Source organism: Halomonas sp. Mc5H-6 (assembly GCF_024124705.1).
Taxonomy (GTDB): Bacteria; Pseudomonadota; Gammaproteobacteria; order Pseudomonadales; family Halomonadaceae; genus Vreelandella; species Vreelandella subterranea.
The window spans coordinates 253778-273177 of sequence record NZ_JAMXSI010000002.1 but is presented as its reverse complement, the minus strand read 5'-3'; the positions used below and the strand labels follow the sequence as shown (position 1 = coordinate 273177).

The following is a 19400-nucleotide window of genomic DNA, read 5'->3' as shown; positions in this document are numbered from 1 at the left end:
ATTAGCGTCCCGTCCGGCTAGATGGCACGGGATAGCGGAACTTCAGAAACTTTTGCGCATTGCTGAGTACCTGAAAGGCATCTTTCAAGTTGTGCCGTTCACTATCGGCCACGTTCTCCGGCTCGATATTATTGTCAGGTACGCGCTCTTCCTGCAGATCGATCACTTGATGGCGAATGCGCGACATGCACATGAACTCAAAGGCATAGCTCAACTTGTCGCTCATCCCGGTGGCCAGGAGTTGCGTATTGGCAATGTCGTCCAGCCGCTGGAAAGTGTTCTGGGCTTTTGAGCCGCAGGCCAACGCATGCACACGGATCAGGTCGACCATGGGCGCTGTACCACGACGCTTCAAGTTGATGGAGTTATTATGCTTACCGTCTTTTTCCATTACAAAAGTGCGGAAAAAGCCCAGCGGCGGTGTTCGATTCAGGGCATTACGCGCCATGGCGGCCAAGAAGAGCGGCGACTGCGGGGCCTTTTCAGCAATCAAGTCCTGGAGCGCTTCCACGAAAAGGTCTTCGCCGTAGAGGCTATCAAGATCGAAAAAGATCGAGCTGTGCAGCAGCCTTTCCGGGGTTGGGTTATTGATCCAGTCGGTAAAGTAGCTTTTCCAGACACGCAACGGCTGACGCCACTGTGAGTTGGTCGCCATCACGTCGCCCTTGCAGTAAGTATAGCCACAGGCATCCAGGCCATCACTTACAAAGCCTGCCAGTGCCTTGAAGTACTCATCGTGCTCCTCGGGAATAAAGTCGTCTGACAGAATCAGTGCATTATCCTGGTCAGTGACGATGCTCTGCTCATTGCGCGCCATCGACCCGTTGACCATGAAACAATAGGCCACCGGCGGTGGGCCCAGTTTCTCCTCGGCAAGCTCCAGCAGACGGCGCGAAAAACTGCGCCCGATGGTCGAGAGCGCACTGCCCACCATGTGGGAATTGGCTCCCTCCTGAACCATCCTGACAAAGGAGGCACTCACGTCAGGTGCCAAACGCGCCAATCCCTCGATGCTCGACTGGTGGAAAATATTGCTCACCAGATAAAGCCCGCTGTGGGTTTCATAGCGAATGATATCGGAGAGGTGCACCACCCCCATTGGCCGCTGACGATAAAGCACCGGCAGGTGGTGAACATTGTTACGCAGCATGGTGAGCATTGCTTCGTAGATCGAAACGTCCGACTGAACCGTGATAAGCCGTGAGGAGACCACCTCTCCCACCGGCGTTTGGGGCGAGAGGCCTTCGGCCACAACCCGGGTTCGAAAATCACTGTCGGTCAAGATGCCGCATACCTGCCAGGTTTGCCCTTCGCTATCCTTGAAGCTATAACGCGGATTGCTGCTGCCTTCTTTAAGCACCAAGACGGCTGAGGCTTGAGCCTGACTCACCTGTTGGGCCGCTTGCTGCACCGTGGTCGATGCTTCCACCATGACCGGGTAACGCACCACCAGCTTGCGGATCCGCGTCACCATCATGTCGTTGGATTTCTTTTGCTGCTCTGCGGCGGTTTCCAGTCGCGGACGTTCCACTTCGACGAAATCAGCGAAGTCCTCGTCCTCCTCGCACAGCTGCTGAAATACAGCTTTGGGGATAAAGTAAAGCAGCGTGTCTTCGATAGCCTTGGCCGGAAAGCGCACCTTCTGGTTACGCAACAAGCTGAAGTGACCAAAGATATCGCCTTCCCCCAGCCGGTTATAGAGGTCTCCCTGCCGCCGATACACCTCGACGGCACCGCTACGGATATAGCACAGGTCGGACACCGTATCGTTTAGCGTCAGGATGTCGCTGCCGGTCTTGAAATAACTGACCTCGACATGGCTGGCGATTTCATCCAGCAAGCTGTCCGAAAGCCTATCGAAAGGGGGGTGCTGCCCCATATGCTGGCGTATTTCTAGTAGTTCGACGTCCAATGCTCTCTCCCCAGACCGTATAACCGGACTTCAACACCTGGCCTCGTATCCACGCTAATACGGGCATTTACACAAGTGTGGCGCGAAGCACAAGACCCGTAAACCCTAACCACGAAAAAGCCCGACGCTTTTTGCGCCGGGCTTAAAGACCGCTACGTAGCGATGCCATAGAATGACGTTACAACTGGGTGCAACGCTCAATGACTGCTTACGATTCTGCCATTTCCTGAACACGCTGCATCATTTCAGGATCCTGCTGGATTGTTTGACCGATGGCGTTGAACGTATCAACATCTAGGCCGCTGTCTTCAACGACTTCAATCATGCGGTCATTGGCTTCGGTACGGACTTCCTGTTGAGCGGCTTCATCGTCGGCTTCCTGCAGACGCTGCGTGTATTCCTGCGAGATGACCGCAATCTCTTGTGATGCATCGGCAAACTGCTGAAGCTGTTCATCAGAAAAGTCTTGCGTCGGTGCCGCTTCTTGAGTGGCCATCGAGCCCTGTGTGGACTCTTGATCCTGCTGGGCATGAGCCGTTGCCGTCATCAGACCAGTCGCGAGCAGTGCGGCAGAAAACAGGGCAGTCATACGTTGCATATAAAAGAACCTCAGTTAACACGTTATGAATGTGCTTATTGTGACGCGGCCACAGCGCCGAGGTTCAAATTTTTGAGTAAAGTTATGTAACAAGAACGATAAGTAAAAACCCTCAACCCATAATGAAGACTGAGAACCTTATGATGAGAACCCTATGAAAGGTGTTATATCACTCGTACGCCAGCGGGATGCCGCCTCACTCGGATTACTCGCCATGCCTGCACTCTTTGTGCTGCTTTGGAGCACCGGCTTTATTGGCGCCAAGTTCGGCCTCCCCTACGCAGAGCCCTTCACATTTCTATTTATTCGCTTTGTGATGACGGTGCTACTGCTGACGCCGCTGGTATGGATACTCAAAATATCCTGGCCTTCATCACCCAGGTTATGGATCCACATCGCCATTTCAGGTCTCCTTGTTCACGGAACCTATCTAGGTGGCGTCTTCTATGGGATTTCGCTTGGCATGCCTGCCGGTTTGGCGTCGCTGTTGGTCGGCCTGCAACCCCTGCTGACGGCCGCCTGTGCCGGCCCGCTGTTGGGTGAGCGCCTGGCCAGGCAGCAGTGGCTGGGGCTGGGTTTGGGTTTGCTCGGTATCAGTGCGGTACTCGGCAGTCAACTGGAGCTGGGGCAATCGCTATTCAGTGGTTTTGGGCTGGGCGCCCTGTTGAGTGTGATGGCCGCTTTAATGGGCATTTCGCTGGGCACGCTTTACCAGAAACGCTTTTGCACGCGTATGCCGCTGCTTTCGGGGGCCGTCATTCAATACCTTGCTGCGGGTGGGGTATTGGGTGTTGGAGCGCTGTTATTCGAAACACGCGACGTCACCTGGTCACTCACTTTTATCTTGACGCTTGGTTGGTTAGTACTGATTCTATCGATAGCCGCTATTCTTCTATTGATGGCGCTGATCAAGCGCGGCGAAGCGTCCCGGGTGGCGAGCCTGTTTTATCTGGTGCCACCCGTCACCGCACTACAAGCGTGGTGGCTATTCGATGAACGGCTTTCCTGGGTAGGGCTCGGAGGGATGTTCATTGCTATCACCGGCGTTGTACTGACGGTGCGCAAACCCGCTGTAAAGGCATCACCAACATAACGATATAGAGTTTCTCAGGGCTAGTATGAAGACGTCTGAACATCACCATTGCGCGCGTGTGGATGGGCGCTGTAACCGGTGTGATACCCCGGTTCCCTTCGCCTTTACCATGGCCTTTCAACCCATTGTCGATGTCGCCGCACGGCAGGTGGTTTATTACGAAGCGCTGGTACGAGGGCCCAGTGGCGAGTCGGCGGGATCGATTCTTGAAAAGGTCACCGACAACTTACTCTATCGGTTCGATCAAGCCTGCCGCATAAAAGCGATTGAATTAGCCAGCATGCTGGACATGCAGGCGCGTTTATCGATCAACTTCCTGCCTAATGCCGTTTACGAACCAGAGGCGTGTATCCAGGCGACCCTGGAAACCTCCAAGCGGGTGGGATGGCCTACCGAACGGCTGAACTTCGAGATCACCGAGACCGAGCGCGTTCAGGATCGGCAGCACATGCGTAACATTATCGAGAGTTACCGGGCGATGGGCTTTACCACCTCCCTTGACGACTTCGGAAACGGCTACGCGAACCTGGATCTGCTCACCGACCTGGGCCCGGATACCCTGAAGGTTGACCGTGAGATTGTCATGGATTGCAACAATAACAAGCGCCGCCAGGCGATTCTGCGCAGCCTGGTGGCGCTGGCGGATACGCTGGGGACCCAATTGGTAGCGGAAGGCGTGGAAACCCGGGAGGAATCGCGCTGCCTGATGGCGCTGGGCATTCCGGTACAGCAGGGTTTCTACTTTGCCCGCCCGCAACTGGAAGCGCTTGCAGTCATCGACGACGCTCTTTACGACTAGTTCAGCCAGGCAATCCAGACCGGTGGCGCCGGGTTGCCGCCGGCGCTGACGCCGCAGCGTCATCAATCGGCGATGTGTTGCAGATAGCTGGCACCGCCCAGATTACGCATCTGTTGGCGCACCCACTGGCTGCGTTGCTCCACTTGGGGGCTTGGACGCGAGGCACTGCGTGTTAGCGGGCTGGGTAATATGGCGGCCAGAAGACTGGCCTGGCGATCGGTCAGCGCGCTGGCTGGGACACCAAAATAGTGCTGCGCGGCCGCTTCCAACCCGAACACGCCGACATCCCACTCGGCAACATTGAGGTAGACTTCGAGGATTCGCTGTTTGCCCCATATCAGCTCAATGAGCACGGTAAACCAGGCTTCGAGCCCTTTACGCGCCCAGCTTCTGCCCGTCCATAGGAAGACGTTCTTGGCGGTTTGCTGACTGATGGTACTGGCTCCCCTCAAGCGCCCACCGTCCATGCTGACCTGCAGGGCGCGGCGAAGCTCAGTGAGATCGAAACCATGGTGGTGGGGAAATCGCTGATCTTCCGCCGCCATAACCGCGACTTTCGCCGAGTCGGCAAGCTGCGACCAGCTCCGCCATTGGCGCTGCAGCTGTATCGGCTCGCTGTGCACCCAGCTCTGGATTTTACGCTCGACCATGACCATCGAACCCGGTGGAGGCACCACGCGAAAAAGCATCACCAGGCTCACTGATAGCACCACAAACAGAAATACGCCACGCCAGACCCACCACCATAGCCAGCTTGCCGAGCGACGCAGCGTACGTTTCAACATAAAAGCTTCCTCACCGCTTCAACAAGTGGTCGGCATGGTAGCGAAGATGGTCGTCGATAAAGGTCGCAATGAAGAAGTAGCTATGGTCATAGCCAGGTTGCCGACGCAGGGTAAGCGGATGATCATGGGCTTCGCACACGGCCTCAAGGCGTTCAGGCTTGAGCTGCTCGTCAAGGAATTGGTCGGCTTCGCCCTGGTCGATAAACAGGCGTTGCCGCGAAGCGCCATTGGCCACCAGTTCGCAGGCATCATACTGGCGCCATTGTGCCGGATCGTCTCCCAGGTAGTTGGAAAACGCCTTTTCCCCCCACGGACAGTTCATTGGGTTAACAATCGGAGCAAATGCCGATACCGAACGAAAGCGCCCCGGGTGGCGCAGTGCCATGATGAGGGCGCCGTGACCGCCCATCGAGTGCCCGCTGATGGATTCGCGGCCATTTACCGGAAAGTGCTGGCGAACGACGGATGGCAGTTCCTCGATCACATAATCGTACATGCGGTATTGCGGCTTCCACGGCGCCTGGGTGGCATTGACGTAAAAGCCCGCACCAGAACCAAGGTCATAGCTATCGTGCTCGCCCGGCAAGTCGGTCCCTCGCGGGCTGGTATCAGGGCAGACGATCGCGATACCCAACTCCGCTGCCAGACGATGCGCACCGGCTTTTTGCATGAAGTTTTCGTCGGTACAGGTTAGCCCCGAGAGCCACCATAACAGCGGCACCCGCTCTTCCTCGGCCTGAGGTGGCAAATAAACCGCAAACACCATGTCGCAATCCAGCGCACGGGAGTAATGCCGATAACGTTTATGCCAGCCACCGTGGCTGCGGTTGGCCGACACCAGTTCCAGGGTTTCACTCATGCTCATGAGCAGGCTCCTTTAAAGCAGCAAGCGCGGCGGGTAGCCCCGCCGCGCCCTGTGTTGTTCGTACTATCATACTCAGTAATGCAGGACGGTACGAATGCTCTTGCCCGCGTGCAGTAAATCGAATGCCTCATTGATCTTCTCAAACGGCATATCGTGGGTAATGAAGTCGTCGATATTGATCTCACCGTTCATGTAGCGCTCGACATAGCCGGGCAGTTCGGTACGCCCTTTTACACCGCCAAAAGCGGAGCCTTTCCAGACCCGACCGGTCACCAGTTGGAAGGGCCGAGTGGAAATTTCCTCACCGGCACCGGCCACCCCGATGATGATCGATTCACCCCAGCCTTTGTGGCAGCACTCAAGCGCGGAACGCATGACGTTGACGTTGCCGATGCACTCAAAGGAGTAATCAACCCCGCCGTCGGTCATATCCACCACGACCTGCTGAATCGGGTCGCTGTAGTCTTTGGGGTTGACGAAGTCCGTGGCGCCAAACTGCTTGGCCAGTTCAAATTTATCCGGATTGACATCGATCGCAATGATTTTCGACGCTTTGGCCATGGCCGCGCCCTGAATCACCGCCAGGCCGATCGCCCCTAGACCGAAGACCGCAATCGTCGCGCCCGGCTCAACCTTGGCGGTGTTCAGCACAGCGCCAATGCCGGTGGTCACGCCACAACCCAGGAGGCAGATTTTATCCATCGGTGCCTCTTTAGACACTGCTGCCAGGGAGACTTCGGGCAACACAGTGTATTCGCTGAACGTGGACGTCCCCATGTAATGGTGAAGCATCTTGCCATCCAGCGAAAAGCGCGAGGTACCATCGGGCATCACCCCCTTGCCCTGGGTGGCGCGTACGCTACCGCACAAATTGGTCTTGCCCGAAAGACAGAACTTGCACTGCCCGCATTCGGCCGTATAGAGAGGAATAACGTGGTCACCGGGCTTAAGGCTGGTCACGCCTTCGCCAACCTCTTGCACAACGCCAGCCCCTTCGTGGCCCAGTACAGAAGGAAAATTGCCCTCAGGGTCTGCGCCAGAAAGCGTATAGGCATCGGTATGGCACACGCTGGTTGCCGCCATCTTGACCAGCACTTCGCCTGCCTTGGGCCCCTCTACGTCAATCTCGACCAGTTCCAGGGGTTTGCCCGCTTCCAGTGCTACCGCCGCACGTGACTTCATTCTATTGCTCCTTTACAGCCTGTCAGCACCGCGCCATTCAGCGCGGGCGTAGTGTTTACTCTTCGTCGGAGTAGTGTTTACTCTTCGTCGGACGTAATCGGTTGATACTCAATGGGTAGCCACTGATAACCGTCGCCATCCTCGATAATATGCCCGATCCCCGGGAACGGCATATGTGCGCCAGCGACCCAATGCTTGCCGTTGACGGCCTCTTCAAGCACGGCCTGACGGGTTTCAATGGCCTGCTCGGGGTCGGAATCAAACTCGATGGCGACCGTGGGATCATCAAACTGCACGCCGTAGCTATGCACCACATCCCCCCAAACCAGCATGGCATCATCGTCTCCGCTCAACATGAAGCTGGTGTGGCCCGGGGTATGGCCGTGGGTATCCTGCGCCACGATGCCCATCAGCATCTCGTCGCCCGGCTCAAAGGGAGTAAAACGGCCATCCGCCACGTAGGGTGCCACGGCGTCCTGAGCCATCTCGAAAAAGGCACGCTGGCCCTCAGCCGCAGCTTCCGCACGCGACTCACTCAGCCAGAAGTCGGCATCCTGCTGGCTAGCCCGCAGCTCGGCATTGGGATACACCGCCTCACCGTTGCGGGTCAACCCGCAAACATGGTCCGGGTGAAGGTGGGTCATCAGGATGGTGTCCACGTCCTCTGGCTGGTAACCGGACGCACGCATATTGTCTTCAACATGGCCAAGCGTCGGACCAAAGCACGCCGACGACCCGGCATCCACCAGGACAAGGTTTTCACCGGTATTGATCAGAAACGCATTGACGGCGGTCTGAACGCCATCTTCGGAGTCGATGAACAACGCATTGAGGTGCTCACGTATCTCCTCTTGCTCCATGCCCTTGAGCAACTGCGTTTCTATCGCCGTATAGCCGTCGTATAGCGCGGTGACTTCGTGGTCATCAACCATCATCCTGAACCAGCCCGATACCTGCTCTGGCCGTTGGTCAGGCGCTGCTACCGCATTTAATGACACGCCTAACGTCAGGGTTATTGCTGCTTTACCTACTGCCGGAACCCACTGATAGTGAGACATCCATCACCTCCTGGTTTAAAAAGCTGTTACGCCAATGGTTTGCGGTTATCCAAAATTCACGGCGGCTCACTTTACAAAGCCAGTACACAACGACGTAACTGGTCACAGTGTAGGTCAGCTAGCCGACAAGAATAAAGCGGGATACACTCATAAGATTATTGCTATTGTGCAACAATCCAAACTCAAGCAGGTGAATCGCATGCAGCGCTGGGACCGAATTGAAGCCTTCATTGAGGTGGTCCGTCTGGAAAGCTTCTCGGCAGCAGCGCGCCACCTGAAAGTATCGACCTCTCACATCAGCCGCCTAGTCAGCCAACTCGAGAACCAGCTGGGCGTTCAGCTACTGTACCGGACGACCCGACAAATCCGCCTGACCGATGCAGGTTCTATCTACGTAGAACACTGTCGACATCTGTTTGACGGCTTGCGTGATGCCGAACAGGCACTGAGTGAACAACAGGGCAAACCCCACGGCGTATTGAAACTCACCTCGGCAACGACCTTTGGCGAACGCTACATCGCACCGCTGGTCAACGATTTTCAATGCCTGCACCCTCAATTGGACGTGCAGATGCACTTCACCAACCGTCCGGTCGAGTTGATCGATGAAGGCTTTGATATTGCGATTCGCATGGGTGTCCTTAAAGATTCCAGCTTGATTGCCCGACGCCTATGCAAACGCCGTGAGTATATTGTTGGCTCTCAAGCCTACTTTCGCCAGGCGACCCGGCCCCATACGCTCGGCGAACTGAGCCAGCATCGCTGCCTGGTGGGTTCGCGGCCAAACTGGCTGTTTGAAGTCAATGGCCAGCGACGTGAAGTCAAGGTCAACGGTTGCTGGCAGGCCAATTCAGGGCCAGCCCTGCTCGACGCCACACGCAAGGGCCTGGGCCTCGCGCAACTGCCTGACTATTACGTCGCGCCTTATCTCGCCAATGGCGAACTGGTAGCCGTATTGGAACCCTTTCAACACCACGATACCGGGGTATGGGCGGTTTACCCCCGCCACCGACATCTTTCACCCAAGATACGCCAACTAGTGGATTATCTTGTCGAGCATATTGGTCAGGTGCTACCTGACACTCAATGGCGCTAACCGCTCCGCCCCTATATGGAAAAATACCAAGCGAACTCGGCGTGCCAACACGGAAATGTGACGATATAATGAATATCTACGCTTGATTGCTTTATACCCATTAAGCTTGCTGCTTAACCACAAAGGACGTTGGTATGTCTTCCCCCCCTTCCTGGCCCATCGGCTTTCGAGTCGTTTTTTTGCGTGCCGTGCTGTACGTGTTATTTATTGGCGCTATCGCGCAAGGTGCCTATTTAGAAGCCCTGTATCTTCCCGATATTCGCTTTTCAGAACTTGGCTTTACCGAGTTTACGCAAACACTGGTATTGGCAACATGCTGCGCGATGTTGATCTACACTCGACAGGTACTGAAGGTCTGGCCAACCGTTACGTTGCTGCTTCTGGGGTTCGTTGCCGCCTCACTGGTACGCGAACAGGATCATTTTTTAGACACCTACGTTGCTGAACATATATGGAAGGCACTGGTTGCGCTGATTGTATTGCCGACGCTTTTCTTCGTCATCAAACATCGCCAGCGCTTTCTGGATGAGTTTGCTGACTACAGCAATACTTTTGCGTTTGGCTTGTTTACCGCCGGGGTGCTGACCACCTACATTTTTTCTCGCCTCTACGGGCGGCAAGAGTTTTGGCAAGCCGTGCTTGAAGATAGCTACTCAGGAACGTTCAAGAGCGTCGCTGAAGAGGTGGTTGAGCTGCTCGGTTACAGCTTGATTCTTATCGCCACCCTGGAGCTGCTACTGCTTGCTCGCCGCGTCCACCGGGCGCGCAAGCAGGCCCCATAGCCTCATATACTCGCCATACAGAAAAACCCCGCCGTTCGATAAACGGCGGGGTTTTTTAATACCACTTCAAGCCTTCCGGGTTACTCGTCGAGGAACGAACGCAGAGGCTCGGAGCGGCTCGGATGACGCAGCTTACGTAACGCCTTGGCTTCAATCTGGCGAATTCGCTCACGGGTCACATCGAACTGTTTGCCGACCTCTTCAAGCGTGTGGTCGGTGTTCATATCGATACCAAACCGCATGCGCAGCACCTTGGCCTCACGCGCCGTCAAACCACCCAACACATTGCGCGTGGCTTCGACCAAGCCTTCGCCGGTGGCCAGATCGATCGGCAGCAGCATGGTGCCGTCTTCGATAAAGTCACCCAGGTGCGAGTCGTCGTCGTCGCCAATGGGCGTCTCCATGGAGATCGGCTCTTTGGCAATCTTGAGCACCTTGCGGACCTTATCTTCCGGCATTTCCAGGCGCTCACCCAGTTCTTCCGGTGTCGGCTCGCGGCCCATTTCCTGCAGCATCTGACGCGATACGCGGTTGAGCTTGTTGATCGTTTCGATCATGTGCACCGGAATACGGATCGTACGGGCCTGATCGGCAATCGACCGGGTAATCGCCTGACGAATCCACCAGGTTGCATAAGTCGAGAACTTGTAGCCACGGCGATATTCGAACTTGTCGACCGCTTTCATCAGACCAATATTGCCTTCCTGAATCAGATCCAGGAACTGCAAACCGCGATTGGTATACTTCTTGGCAATCGAGATCACCAAACGCAGGTTGGCTTCCACCATCTCTTTCTTGGCACGGCGGGCTTTCGCTTCGCCGATCGACAGCTTGCGGTTGACCTCTTTCAGGTCAGACACTTTAAGCTGCACCATGTCCTCTTCAAAGGCAATCTTGCGCTGACAGCGGGCAATATCGGCACGCAGCGATTCCAGGCGGTCGGCGTACTTAGGCTGCTCGGACTGAAACGCATCCAGCCATTTCGGGTCTGACTCGCTGCCCGGAAACGACTTGATAAAGGTCTTGCGCGGCACCTTGGCTTTCTTCACGCACATCTGCATGACGGCTTTTTCCTGGGCACGCACCTGCTCAATGCTAATGCGCACCTGCCCCACCAACCGTTCGAAATGCTTAGGCACCAGCTTGATCGGGGAGAACAGCACCGCCAGACGCGCCTGCTCTGCTTTCAGCTCGGCACTTCCACGACCGTACTTGGCAAAGGCCGCTTCCACCGCTGCGTTCTGCTCACGAATCTGTTCAAAACGCGCACGCGCCTCTTCGGGATCCGGGCCGCCTTCACTCGCGGTGGACTCATCGTCTTCGTCGTCGCCTTCAACGTCTTCATCAATCTCTGACACGGGCTCCGGTTCGGGCACTTCTGCTTCCGCCACGCCGGGGATCCCTTCATCCGGATCGATAAACCCCGAGAAGAGGTCGGACAGCCGACCGGGGGCCTCTTCATCCTGTGTCGCGTCGTAGGCGTCCAAAATAGAGGACACGGCACCAGGCAAATAGGCCAGCGCCGACATGACTTCGCGTGTTCCCTCTTCAATCCGCTTGGCGATTTCAATTTCGCCTTCGCGGGTCAAGAGCTCAACCGTACCCATTTCACGCATGTACATGCGCACCGGGTCGGTAGTGCGACCGACGTCGCTTTCCACGGCGGCAAGGGCCGCAACGGCCTCCTCCGCAGCGGACTCGTCCGTGGAGTGATCCGACATCATCAAAGTGTCTTCATCTGGCGCTTCTTCAACGACACTGATACCCATGTCGTTGATCATGCCAATGATGTCTTCCACTTGATCCGGGTCGGCGATATCCTCGGGTAGATGGTCGTTGACCTCGGCATAGGTCAGGTAACCCTGTTCCTTGCCGCGCGCGATCAACTCCTTCAGACGCGACTGCTGCTGTGCATTTCCAGCCATAGAAACCCTATCTCGACGAAGAAGAATGAAGCACCTGAAGCGCTGATGTAAAAACCTGCAAGCCTGACATTATAGCGTGAATGGCTTGAGTTTTTCCAGTTTGTGTATTTGCGCTGTCATTCAGGTGTGTTAGGTTGATTGGTTAGCCACTTTTTAACCCGTGGTATTAGATCTGGAGGCGGCACGGTAATAATTCAACCCGCCTCTCTTCATGTCATGCTGCACAAGCAGCGTTAATGTGGTCGCCGGGACAGTTCCATTACCAAGCTAGCCAGACGCTGCCGCTGTGCTTTATCTAGCTTTTGCCCGTCGCGCTCTTGCGCCAGCAATGCGTCATATTCCTCCCGCGGCGACTGCTGGCGCTGTACATGGTTCAAATGTGCCACTAACCCCGTTAACTCTGTTTCCCGCGTTGCCCTGGGAATCAACAGTTCCCGCTTTGCAAAATCAGCCAGCCGGGCGCCCTCCGCACTGCCTTGAAAATGCGCCAGAACCACCTGAGGACTGCGATAACGCCCGGCCCTCAAGAGTGCCAGCAATTCCTGGCAGAGACGCACATCACTACCCTCCGGCCCGTCACTATCCGGCAACCAGGCGTCGCTCTCAGGCAGGCTCGCCACCAGGCCGGGTTCGTGAAGCAGTAGCTGTATAATTCGTCCAACCGGAGACAGCGCCTGCTCACGAACCGACCGACGCCCAGGCGCGCTCTTCTGCCTGGAATCCGCCGTACCGGCGGCTTCAACCGACTCCCCACGCGTCTGCTGCTGGCGCGCCACCGCCTTGACACGCTTTTCAAGCAGTTCTTTCAACTGCGCCTGAGCCAAGCCGCTACGCTTGGCAAGCGCCTCGAGCATCAATGACTTGAGCATGCCGTCCGGCACCTTGTCCAATGCCTCAAGCACCTGACTGGCAAACCGTTCACGCCCCTCCACGGTATTCAGGTCACGCCCCTGGGCTGCCTGCTCGAAGAGAAATTCGGACAGCGGCATTGCACAGGTGACACGATCCTGAAAAGCCTCGGTTCCTTCGCGGCGTACCAGCGTATCCGGGTCATCGCCTTCCGGCAGAAACAGGAACCGCGCCTCTCGGCCGTCAATCATCATCGGCAACGCGGTTTCAAGTGCCCGACTGGCCGCCTCGCGGCCAGCCCGGTCACCGTCGAAACAGAACACCACGCGCCCCACAAGACGGAACAGGCGACTCAAGTGGTCTTCCGTGGTGGCCGTCCCCAGAGTGGCCACGGCATTATGGATGCCGTACTGGGCCAGCGCCACGACGTCCATGTAGCCCTCGACCATCACCAGCTGCTCAAGCCTGCTGGAAGCCTGGCGGGCTTCATAAAGGCCGTAAAGCTCACGTCCTTTATGAAACACGGGGGTTTCCGGGGAATTGAGGTACTTGGGCTGACCATCCCCCATGACCCGACCACCGAAAGCGATTGTTCGACCGCGCAGATCACGAATCGGGAACATGACCCGGTCACGAAAGCGGTCGTAGGTGCGCCCCGTGTCTTCACGGTGAATCAACAGACCATATTCAATCTGTACCGACTCGCTGACACCCCGCTCGCTCAGATGTTGCTTGAGCGCTTCCCAACCCCCTGGTGCATAGCCAATGCCATAGTCACTGATGACATCACTGGAAAGACCACGCTCATGCAGGTACCGCTTGGCTTCGCCACCCTCCTGCATCTTAAGCCGTTCGCGGTAAAAGCTGGCGGCAAGCTCAAGCAGGTTAACGCCCTCTTTACGCTTTTTTTCGCGCTGCTGAGCGCGCGGGTCATCAGCCCCTTCCCGGGGCACTTCAATCCCCAAGCGCCCGGCCAACTGCTCAACTGCTTCGGGAAACGGCAGCTTGTCGTACTCCATCAAAAACCGCAGCGCATTGCCGTGTGCCCCACAGCCAAAACAGTGATAGAACTGCTTGTCGGCGCTCACCGTAAACGAAGGGGTTTTCTCTTGATGGAAAGGACATAGCCCCGAGTAGTTGCGGCCTGCCTTTTTCAGCTGTACACGCTCACCGACCACCTCCACCACATCAACGCGGCCCAGAAGATCGTCGATAAAACGCTGTGGAATTTGGCCAGCCATGGATGCAGGCATCCTCGCGCGGGGCGCTAATTTGCGAACCTAACGTCATCAGACACTGTCGCCATAGACGGCCATGCCCGATCACCTTAAACACGCTTTGATAAACGCAAAACAAGCGGCCACCTAGATGGCGGCCGCTCGGCATCCCTCTAAAAACACACTATGCATAACACAGCGTGTTTCGGTACGGATCAATAGAGCCGTTCGAAACGCTTTTGTTCACGCTGAATCTTCTTGGCGTGACGCTTTACGGCCGCAGCCGCTTTGCGCTTGCGCTCAGCAGTCGGCTTCTCGTAGTGCTCGCGACGACGTACTTCAGAGAGAACGCCAGCTTTTTCGCAAGAACGCTTGAAGCGACGCAGGGCGACGTCAAACGGCTCGTTATCACGTACTTTTACAGAAGGCATTAAGCACTCACCTACCTTAAGGAGTCTTGAGTTCGGATAGTACGTACACCGTGACACATGTTATGCGAGCGCAGTGCACGACTCAGTTTTACAGCGCACAATATTCTAATCCTGCTGGACACGCTTTGCAAATGCTACCACCCGCCTGGCGCTTAGAATGCTAGACTACGGCAACTATTTTTTCACAGAGTTATTGTCCTATGCGCGTACTGGGCATTGAAACGTCCTGCGACGAAACCGGCGTCGCCATTTACGACACCTCGCTGACCGGCGGCCAAGGCCTGCTCGCCGATGCGCTTTACAGCCAAATTGCCATGCACACCGATTACGGTGGCGTCGTGCCCGAACTGGCCTCCCGCGACCACACCCGCAAGCTGCTGCCGCTCATCGAGCAAGTTCTGGACGACGCCGGGCTCCAGCGCCACGACCTTGACGGCATCGCCTACACCGCTGGCCCGGGGCTGGTCGGTGCCTTGATGGTGGGCGCCAGCACCGCCCATGGCATGGCCCGCGGGCTGGGCATTCCCGTGCTTGGCGTGCACCACATGGAAGGCCATTTACTGGCCCCCATGCTCGAAGACGATGCCCCCGACTTCCCATTTGTGGCGCTGCTGGTATCAGGCGGCCATACCCAACTAGTGAACGTGGAGGGGCTTGGCCACTATCAACTGCTCGGCGAATCTGTCGACGATGCCGCTGGCGAAGCCTTCGACAAAGCCGCCAAAATGCTTGGACTGGCCTACCCGGGCGGCCCTCACGTGGCGGCGCTGGCGGAACAAGGAGACCCTGAGCGTTTTCGTTTTCCCCGCCCGATGACCGACCGCCCGGGGCTGGATTTCAGCTTTTCCGGGCTGAAAACCCACACCCTCACGGCGATTCGGCAGCTGGAAGCGGCAGGCGAGCTAAATGACCAGGCCCGTGCTGACGTTGCCCGCGCCTTTGAAGAAGCCGTGGTCGATACCCTGGTCATCAAGTGCCGCCGGGCGCTGGATCAAACCAACCTTAAGCGCCTGGTCGTGGCAGGCGGCGTAAGCGCCAACCACCGTCTCCGCGAGCGTCTCGCCCAGGCCTGTGCAAAACGCCGGGCAAAGGCCTACTACCCACGCGGGCGTTTTTGCACCGACAACGGCGCGATGATTGCCTACGTGGGGGCCCAACGACTCGCCGCCGGCGAGCAGGATGCCAGCGGCATCATGCAGGCCACACCGCGCTGGCCGCTCGCCGATCTGGCGGCACCGGCCGAGCCCTAGCCGCCTCTCAGGAGCCGCCAAATGGCGGCTCCTCACCGCGCTTTAGCCGACGAATATTCAGCGCATGACGGGTCAGCACCAGCAGGCTGAACCCGCCAACCACCAGCACATAAGACGGTGCCAGCCAGCCACATACCAGGGGCGCCACCATAGCGCTCCAAAGCGACGCCAGCGCTGCTGTTTTCAGCCGCCAGGCGAGCAGGGCCCAGACCAGGGCACTGATTAACGCCACGGCGGGCACCAATACCAGTAGCACGCCGAATGCACTGGCCACTGCCTTGCCACCACGAAACCCATGCCATAACGGGTAGCTGTGGCCCAGCAAGACGGCCAGCCCCACCATCCCCTGAAGCCAGACGGGAAAATCCAGCAGCTTGGCGGCGAGCACCGCGGGCATGCCTTTCAGCGCATCCAGCAGCAGCGTGGCTGCCGCCAGACGGGCGCCGTACAGGCGCAGCACATTGGAAAAGCCGGGGTTGTGCGAGCCGTGCTGGCGGGGGTCGGGCACCCCTGCCCAGCGGCAGACGCTAAGCGCCGCCAGCCAACTACCGCTCGCGTATCCCACTAGTATCCATATCATGCCATTGTGCTCACGTTGGCTACTGTTGCTGAGCGCTTTGCTCACGTACAATCGCTCGCTCGTTGTGTTGGGGAAGGCTCATGGACCGCATTTTCATCGAAGCGCTTGAGGTAGATACCATTATTGGCGTCTACGAATGGGAGCGCACCATTCATCAGTCACTGCGCCTGGATTTAACCCTGGCGACCGATATCCGCTCGGCAGCGGCCACCGATGACCTTCGGCTGACGCTGGATTACGCTACCATTTGCCAGCGTATTCAACAGTTTGCTGATACGCATCAGTTTGCCCTGGTGGAGACCTTCGCCGAGCGCCTGGCCGCCTGCCTACGCAATGATTTTCCGATCAGCTGGCTGCGACTTACCGTCCACAAACCCGGCGCCGTCCCCAAAGCGCGCAGCGTCGGCCTGGAAATCACCCGCGGCACGCTCCCCGAAGAAACCGGAGCACCCGCCTCATGAGCTTAGTGACCGTGAGTCTGGGCAGCAATATCGAGCCCGCCAGACACATTCGCCTATGCCTTGATGCGCTGGCCGACACCTTCGGTTCGCTTGCGGTTTCCCGGGTGTTCGAGAGTGAACCTGTTGGCTTCAGCGATCGGCGCAATTTTTTCAACCTGGTAGTGGCATTCGAGAGCGACTGGCGACCCGGCGAGCTTCAAGCCTGGGCCAAACAGTTGGAAGCCAACCACGGCCGAACGCCGGAGACGACCAAATATAGCCCCCGTGCGCTGGATATCGACCTGCTGACGGTGGGCGACACCTGCGGCATCGTCGACGGGATCACGCTACCCCGCGCCGAAATCAGCTACAACGCCTTTGTCTTGCAGCCCCTGGCCGAACTCCTGCCCACGCACTGCCACCCCCACTGTCGCACCCCCTATGCAACGCTCTGGGCAGCATTTGACCTGGGCGCCCAGCGCTTGTGGGCCATCGATTTCGAATGGCAAGGCAGGTGGATTTCCCGGGCCGATACACCGCTGCGCCAGGCGCTGGCCCGCTAAACCGGCAACGTCAATGGAGCGTCTTCTCGATAGCCAGATAACGACGCTCTTTTAGCGCAGCCCCAAGCTCGGCCCCCTGAAAACCTTCGGCCATCAGCGACTGAGGACTTACCTGTTGCGCGGCCTGCCAAGCGCCATTCAAGGCATCCACTTGCTCCGGGGCCAACGCCGCCACCAGCGTCAACTGGGTAGATACCTGAGCAGGCTTCCGCCAGGCATCGAGACGCTCGAGCCAGTGAGATACCGCCGCGGCATCGAGCGCACCCTCGACCAGGTGGCGACTCAGGGCCGCATGCCGCGCTAGCTGTGCCACCGCATTCGGCAACCGTAGCCGCCGGGCCAGCGACTCGCGCGCGGCATCATCCAGTGGCGAAACCAGCAGCGCATAGCGCCATTCGGCACTGGCCAGCGCCTCATCATCCAGCCCCGGCGACATAGCGTTGAGACAACCATTCAAGCGACCACTCGTTAATTCAGGCCACCAGGTAGTCAGCGCTTCACACTGGTCAAGCGTGGTGAAATAGCTCGCTGGCTGCTCTTCACCCAGCGCCTTTTCGGTTTCCCGCCATACCCGTTCAGCGGCCAGATAGGTCAGCTCACCGCTGCGGCTGACCTCACCCATCAATGCCATCGTGTCCGGCGCAATCACAAAGCCAAGTGTTCTGTAGCGCGCCAGAAAGCGCGCCGTGCGCAACACTCGCAGCGGATCTTCGCGAAACGCGGGGGAGACATGCCGTAGCTGTCGCCGCTCGATGTCCTGCCGGCCATCAAAGGGATCGATCAGCGTGCCATCCGGTGCTTCCGCGATCGCATTGACGGTCAGATCGCGACGCAGCAAGTCATCCTCCAGGGTGACATCGGGGCTGGCGATCACTTCGAAACCTGCGTAGCCATGCCCGGCTTTCCGCTCGGTGCGTGCCAGGGCATACTCTTCAGCGCTCTCAGGATGAAGAAACACCGGAAAGTCGCGCCCCACTGGCTTGAACCCCCGCTTCAGCATCTCATCAGGCGTGGCGCCGACCACCACCCAGTCGTTGTCATAGACCGGCCAGCCCAATAGCTTGTCGCGCACCGCCCCGCCTACTCGGTAAACATCCAGTCCGGCGATACGCGGATCGCTGATGTCCGTCATCGTGGTGAGCCTTGTGATTGATGGCTTGGTACACTGGTACGCTCCCCCGTCGCCAGATCAAGGGCGGTCAGCTTCCCGCCCCAGGCGCAGCCAGTATCCAGGGCGTCAACTCGCACGCGGGCACCGGGCGTTTCTCCACCGAGTGCCGCCCAGTGGCCAAACACTAATTGAGGATCATCGTCGCGGGGGAATTGGAACCACGGCGCAAACCCCGGAGGAGCGCTTTCAAGCCCCTGATTGGCATCGAAATCCAGGCGCCCTGCGGCATCGATAAAGCGCATGCGGGTGAGCACATTGACAATGCAGCGCAGGCGATCCATACCGTCAAGCGCGCTGTCCCATTGCGCCGGGTGGTTACCGTAAAGCTGGTTTAAAAAGCGCCCTGAGGTCTCGCTCATCAATGCCGCCTGCACTTCGCCGGAAAGTGATGCCACCTGGGCAAGATCCCATTGGGGCAGCAGGCCTGCGTGGGTCATCAGCCGGTTCCCTTCATGCACCGCCAGTGGCTGACTCTGAAGCCAGTCGAGCAAACGCTCACGGTCAGGCGCCGCCAATACGGCCTCGAGGCTGGCATGCTTCTTGACCTTGCCACCGCCCCGTGCGGCTACCAGCAAGTGAAAGTCATGATTGCCCAGTACACAGCGAACGCGACTGCCCAACCTTTCAGCTTCGCGCAGGCAAGCCAGCGAGTCGGGCCCCCGGTTGACCAGGTCGCCGACCAGCCAGAGGGTATCCTGCGCCGGATTGAAATTCAGCTTATCCAGCAGGACCATCCATTCGCTATAACAGCCGTGCAGGTCGCCAATCGCATAGGTGCTCATTGTCAAAGGCCTTTCCGGTCAT

At 57.7% G+C, this 19400-nt stretch carries 19 protein-coding genes; 7 read left to right on the top strand and 12 right to left on the bottom strand.

Going from position 1 to position 19400, the window contains the following annotated elements; translation table 11 throughout:
• Position 1 precedes the first annotated feature (1 nt).
• Positions 2–1912 (bottom strand): DUF294 nucleotidyltransferase-like domain-containing protein, encoded by a 1911-nt coding sequence (locus NH395_RS04715; RefSeq protein ID WP_253022756.1) that lies wholly within the window; start codon positions 1910–1912, stop codon positions 2–4.
• A 208-nt stretch (positions 1913–2120) separates the two neighbouring features.
• Positions 2121–2510 carry a DUF4168 domain-containing protein gene (locus NH395_RS04710; protein WP_253022754.1) on the bottom strand — a complete coding sequence of 130 codons (390 nt, stop codon included), beginning with the start codon at positions 2508–2510 and terminating at the stop codon, positions 2121–2123.
• 154 nt (positions 2511–2664) lie between these two features.
• On the opposite strand from NH395_RS04710, the gene NH395_RS04705 reads away from it, so the two are divergent.
• Together NH395_RS04705 and NH395_RS04700 are read left to right on the top strand one after the other, a co-directional pair.
• Complete coding sequence (locus NH395_RS04705; protein WP_253022752.1) at positions 2665–3603, top strand: DMT family transporter; 939 nt, start codon at positions 2665–2667, stop codon at positions 3601–3603.
• 109 nt (positions 3604–3712) lie between these two features.
• Positions 3713–4402: an EAL domain-containing protein gene (locus NH395_RS04700; protein ID WP_253023079.1), complete on the top strand. Its 690-nt coding sequence runs from the start codon at positions 3713–3715 to the stop codon at positions 4400–4402.
• 62 nt (positions 4403–4464) lie between these two features.
• Here NH395_RS04700 and mtgA read toward each other — a convergent pair whose 3' ends face one another.
• The 4 genes from mtgA to NH395_RS04680 all read right to left on the bottom strand — a co-directional run bounded on the left by mtgA (position 4465) and on the right by NH395_RS04680 (position 8292).
• Positions 4465–5187: a monofunctional biosynthetic peptidoglycan transglycosylase gene (mtgA, locus tag NH395_RS04695; protein WP_253022750.1), complete on the bottom strand. Its 723-nt coding sequence runs from the start codon at positions 5185–5187 to the stop codon at positions 4465–4467.
• A gap of 10 nt (positions 5188–5197) precedes the next feature.
• Positions 5198–6052 (bottom strand): S-formylglutathione hydrolase, encoded by an 855-nt coding sequence (fghA, locus tag NH395_RS04690; RefSeq protein ID WP_066319544.1) that lies wholly within the window; start codon positions 6050–6052, stop codon positions 5198–5200.
• 72 nt (positions 6053–6124) lie between these two features.
• Positions 6125–7234, bottom strand: a complete 1110-nt coding sequence (locus NH395_RS04685; protein WP_253022748.1) for an S-(hydroxymethyl)glutathione dehydrogenase/class III alcohol dehydrogenase — start codon at positions 7232–7234, stop codon at positions 6125–6127.
• 77 nt (positions 7235–7311) lie between these two features.
• Positions 7312–8292 (bottom strand): MBL fold metallo-hydrolase, encoded by a 981-nt coding sequence (locus NH395_RS04680; RefSeq protein WP_253022747.1) that lies wholly within the window; start codon positions 8290–8292, stop codon positions 7312–7314.
• 199 nt (positions 8293–8491) lie between these two features.
• On the opposite strand from NH395_RS04680, the gene NH395_RS04675 reads away from it, so the two are divergent.
• Together NH395_RS04675 and NH395_RS04670 are read left to right on the top strand one after the other, a co-directional pair.
• Positions 8492–9388, top strand: coding sequence for a LysR family transcriptional regulator (locus NH395_RS04675; protein ID WP_253022745.1), 897 nt, complete (start codon positions 8492–8494; stop codon positions 9386–9388).
• 134 nt (positions 9389–9522) lie between these two features.
• On the top strand, positions 9523–10170 hold the full coding sequence (locus tag NH395_RS04670) for a hypothetical protein (RefSeq protein ID WP_253022743.1): 648 nt from the start codon (positions 9523–9525) through the stop codon (positions 10168–10170).
• 80 nt (positions 10171–10250) lie between these two features.
• Here NH395_RS04670 and rpoD read toward each other — a convergent pair whose 3' ends face one another.
• The 3 genes from rpoD to rpsU form a co-directional block, all read right to left on the bottom strand.
• A complete protein-coding gene (gene rpoD, locus NH395_RS04665; protein WP_253022741.1) occupies positions 10251–12095 on the bottom strand; it encodes an RNA polymerase sigma factor RpoD in 1845 nt (614 codons plus the stop codon).
• Between the two features lie 233 nt (positions 12096–12328).
• Positions 12329–14185 (bottom strand): DNA primase, encoded by a 1857-nt coding sequence (gene dnaG / locus NH395_RS04660; RefSeq protein WP_253022739.1) that lies wholly within the window; start codon positions 14183–14185, stop codon positions 12329–12331.
• Between the two features lie 191 nt (positions 14186–14376).
• Complete coding sequence (rpsU, locus tag NH395_RS04655) at positions 14377–14592, bottom strand: 30S ribosomal protein S21 (protein WP_007113641.1); 216 nt, start codon at positions 14590–14592, stop codon at positions 14377–14379.
• 200 nt (positions 14593–14792) lie between these two features.
• Between rpsU and tsaD the strand changes: the two genes are divergently transcribed.
• Positions 14793–15842, top strand: a complete 1050-nt coding sequence (gene tsaD / locus NH395_RS04650; RefSeq protein ID WP_253022737.1) for a tRNA (adenosine(37)-N6)-threonylcarbamoyltransferase complex transferase subunit TsaD — start codon at positions 14793–14795, stop codon at positions 15840–15842.
• A 7-nt stretch (positions 15843–15849) separates the two neighbouring features.
• On the opposite strand, the gene plsY is transcribed toward tsaD, so the two are convergent.
• Entirely contained in the window at positions 15850–16422 is a 573-nt protein-coding gene (gene plsY / locus NH395_RS04645) for a glycerol-3-phosphate 1-O-acyltransferase PlsY (RefSeq protein ID WP_253022735.1), read from the bottom strand.
• Between the two features lie 80 nt (positions 16423–16502).
• Here plsY and folB point away from each other — a divergent pair, with 80 nt between their 5' ends.
• Together folB and folK are read left to right on the top strand one after the other, a co-directional pair.
• Positions 16503–16883, top strand: coding sequence for a dihydroneopterin aldolase (folB, locus tag NH395_RS04640; protein ID WP_253022733.1), 381 nt, complete (start codon positions 16503–16505; stop codon positions 16881–16883).
• Positions 16880–17425 carry a 2-amino-4-hydroxy-6-hydroxymethyldihydropteridine diphosphokinase gene (gene folK, locus NH395_RS04635; protein WP_253022731.1) on the top strand — a complete coding sequence of 182 codons (546 nt, stop codon included), beginning with the start codon at positions 16880–16882 and terminating at the stop codon, positions 17423–17425. Before folB ends, folK begins: the two co-directional genes overlap by 4 nt.
• A 10-nt stretch (positions 17426–17435) precedes the next feature.
• On the opposite strand, the gene NH395_RS04630 is transcribed toward folK, so the two are convergent.
• Together NH395_RS04630 and NH395_RS04625 are read right to left on the bottom strand one after the other, a co-directional pair.
• Positions 17436–18557 (bottom strand): polynucleotide adenylyltransferase, encoded by a 1122-nt coding sequence (locus tag NH395_RS04630; protein WP_253022730.1) that lies wholly within the window; start codon positions 18555–18557, stop codon positions 17436–17438.
• Complete coding sequence (locus NH395_RS04625; protein WP_253022728.1) at positions 18554–19378, bottom strand: symmetrical bis(5'-nucleosyl)-tetraphosphatase; 825 nt, start codon at positions 19376–19378, stop codon at positions 18554–18556. The genes NH395_RS04630 and NH395_RS04625 overlap by 4 nt, the downstream gene beginning before the upstream one ends.
• Between the last annotated feature and the right edge of the window lie 22 nt (positions 19379–19400).

Coding starts and splice junctions, on each gene's coding strand:
- tsaD (WP_253022737.1), top strand. CDS start 14,793: ATGCGCGTACTGGGCATTGAAACGTCCTGCGACGAAACCGGCGTCGCC.
- folB (WP_253022733.1), top strand. CDS start 16,503: ATGGACCGCATTTTCATCGAAGCGCTTGAGGTAGATACCATTATTGGC.
- NH395_RS04685 (WP_253022748.1), bottom strand. CDS start 7,234: ATGAAGTCACGTGCGGCGGTAGCACTGGAAGCGGGCAAACCCCTGGAA.
- fghA (WP_066319544.1), bottom strand. CDS start 6,052: ATGAGCATGAGTGAAACCCTGGAACTGGTGTCGGCCAACCGCAGCCAC.
- NH395_RS04700 (WP_253023079.1), top strand. CDS start 3,713: ATGGCCTTTCAACCCATTGTCGATGTCGCCGCACGGCAGGTGGTTTAT.
- rpsU (WP_007113641.1), bottom strand. CDS start 14,592: ATGCCTTCTGTAAAAGTACGTGATAACGAGCCGTTTGACGTCGCCCTG.
- NH395_RS04625 (WP_253022728.1), bottom strand. CDS start 19,378: ATGAGCACCTATGCGATTGGCGACCTGCACGGCTGTTATAGCGAATGG.
- mtgA (WP_253022750.1), bottom strand. CDS start 5,187: ATGTTGAAACGTACGCTGCGTCGCTCGGCAAGCTGGCTATGGTGGTGG.
- NH395_RS04705 (WP_253022752.1), top strand. CDS start 2,665: ATGAAAGGTGTTATATCACTCGTACGCCAGCGGGATGCCGCCTCACTC.
- NH395_RS04710 (WP_253022754.1), bottom strand. CDS start 2,510: ATGCAACGTATGACTGCCCTGTTTTCTGCCGCACTGCTCGCGACTGGT.
- plsY (WP_253022735.1), bottom strand. CDS start 16,422: ATGATATGGATACTAGTGGGATACGCGAGCGGTAGTTGGCTGGCGGCG.
- NH395_RS04670 (WP_253022743.1), top strand. CDS start 9,523: ATGTCTTCCCCCCCTTCCTGGCCCATCGGCTTTCGAGTCGTTTTTTTG.
- NH395_RS04630 (WP_253022730.1), bottom strand. CDS start 18,557: ATGACGGACATCAGCGATCCGCGTATCGCCGGACTGGATGTTTACCGA.
- rpoD (WP_253022741.1), bottom strand. CDS start 12,095: ATGGCTGGAAATGCACAGCAGCAGTCGCGTCTGAAGGAGTTGATCGCG.
- dnaG (WP_253022739.1), bottom strand. CDS start 14,185: ATGGCTGGCCAAATTCCACAGCGTTTTATCGACGATCTTCTGGGCCGC.
- NH395_RS04680 (WP_253022747.1), bottom strand. CDS start 8,292: ATGTCTCACTATCAGTGGGTTCCGGCAGTAGGTAAAGCAGCAATAACC.
- NH395_RS04675 (WP_253022745.1), top strand. CDS start 8,492: ATGCAGCGCTGGGACCGAATTGAAGCCTTCATTGAGGTGGTCCGTCTG.
- folK (WP_253022731.1), top strand. CDS start 16,880: ATGAGCTTAGTGACCGTGAGTCTGGGCAGCAATATCGAGCCCGCCAGA.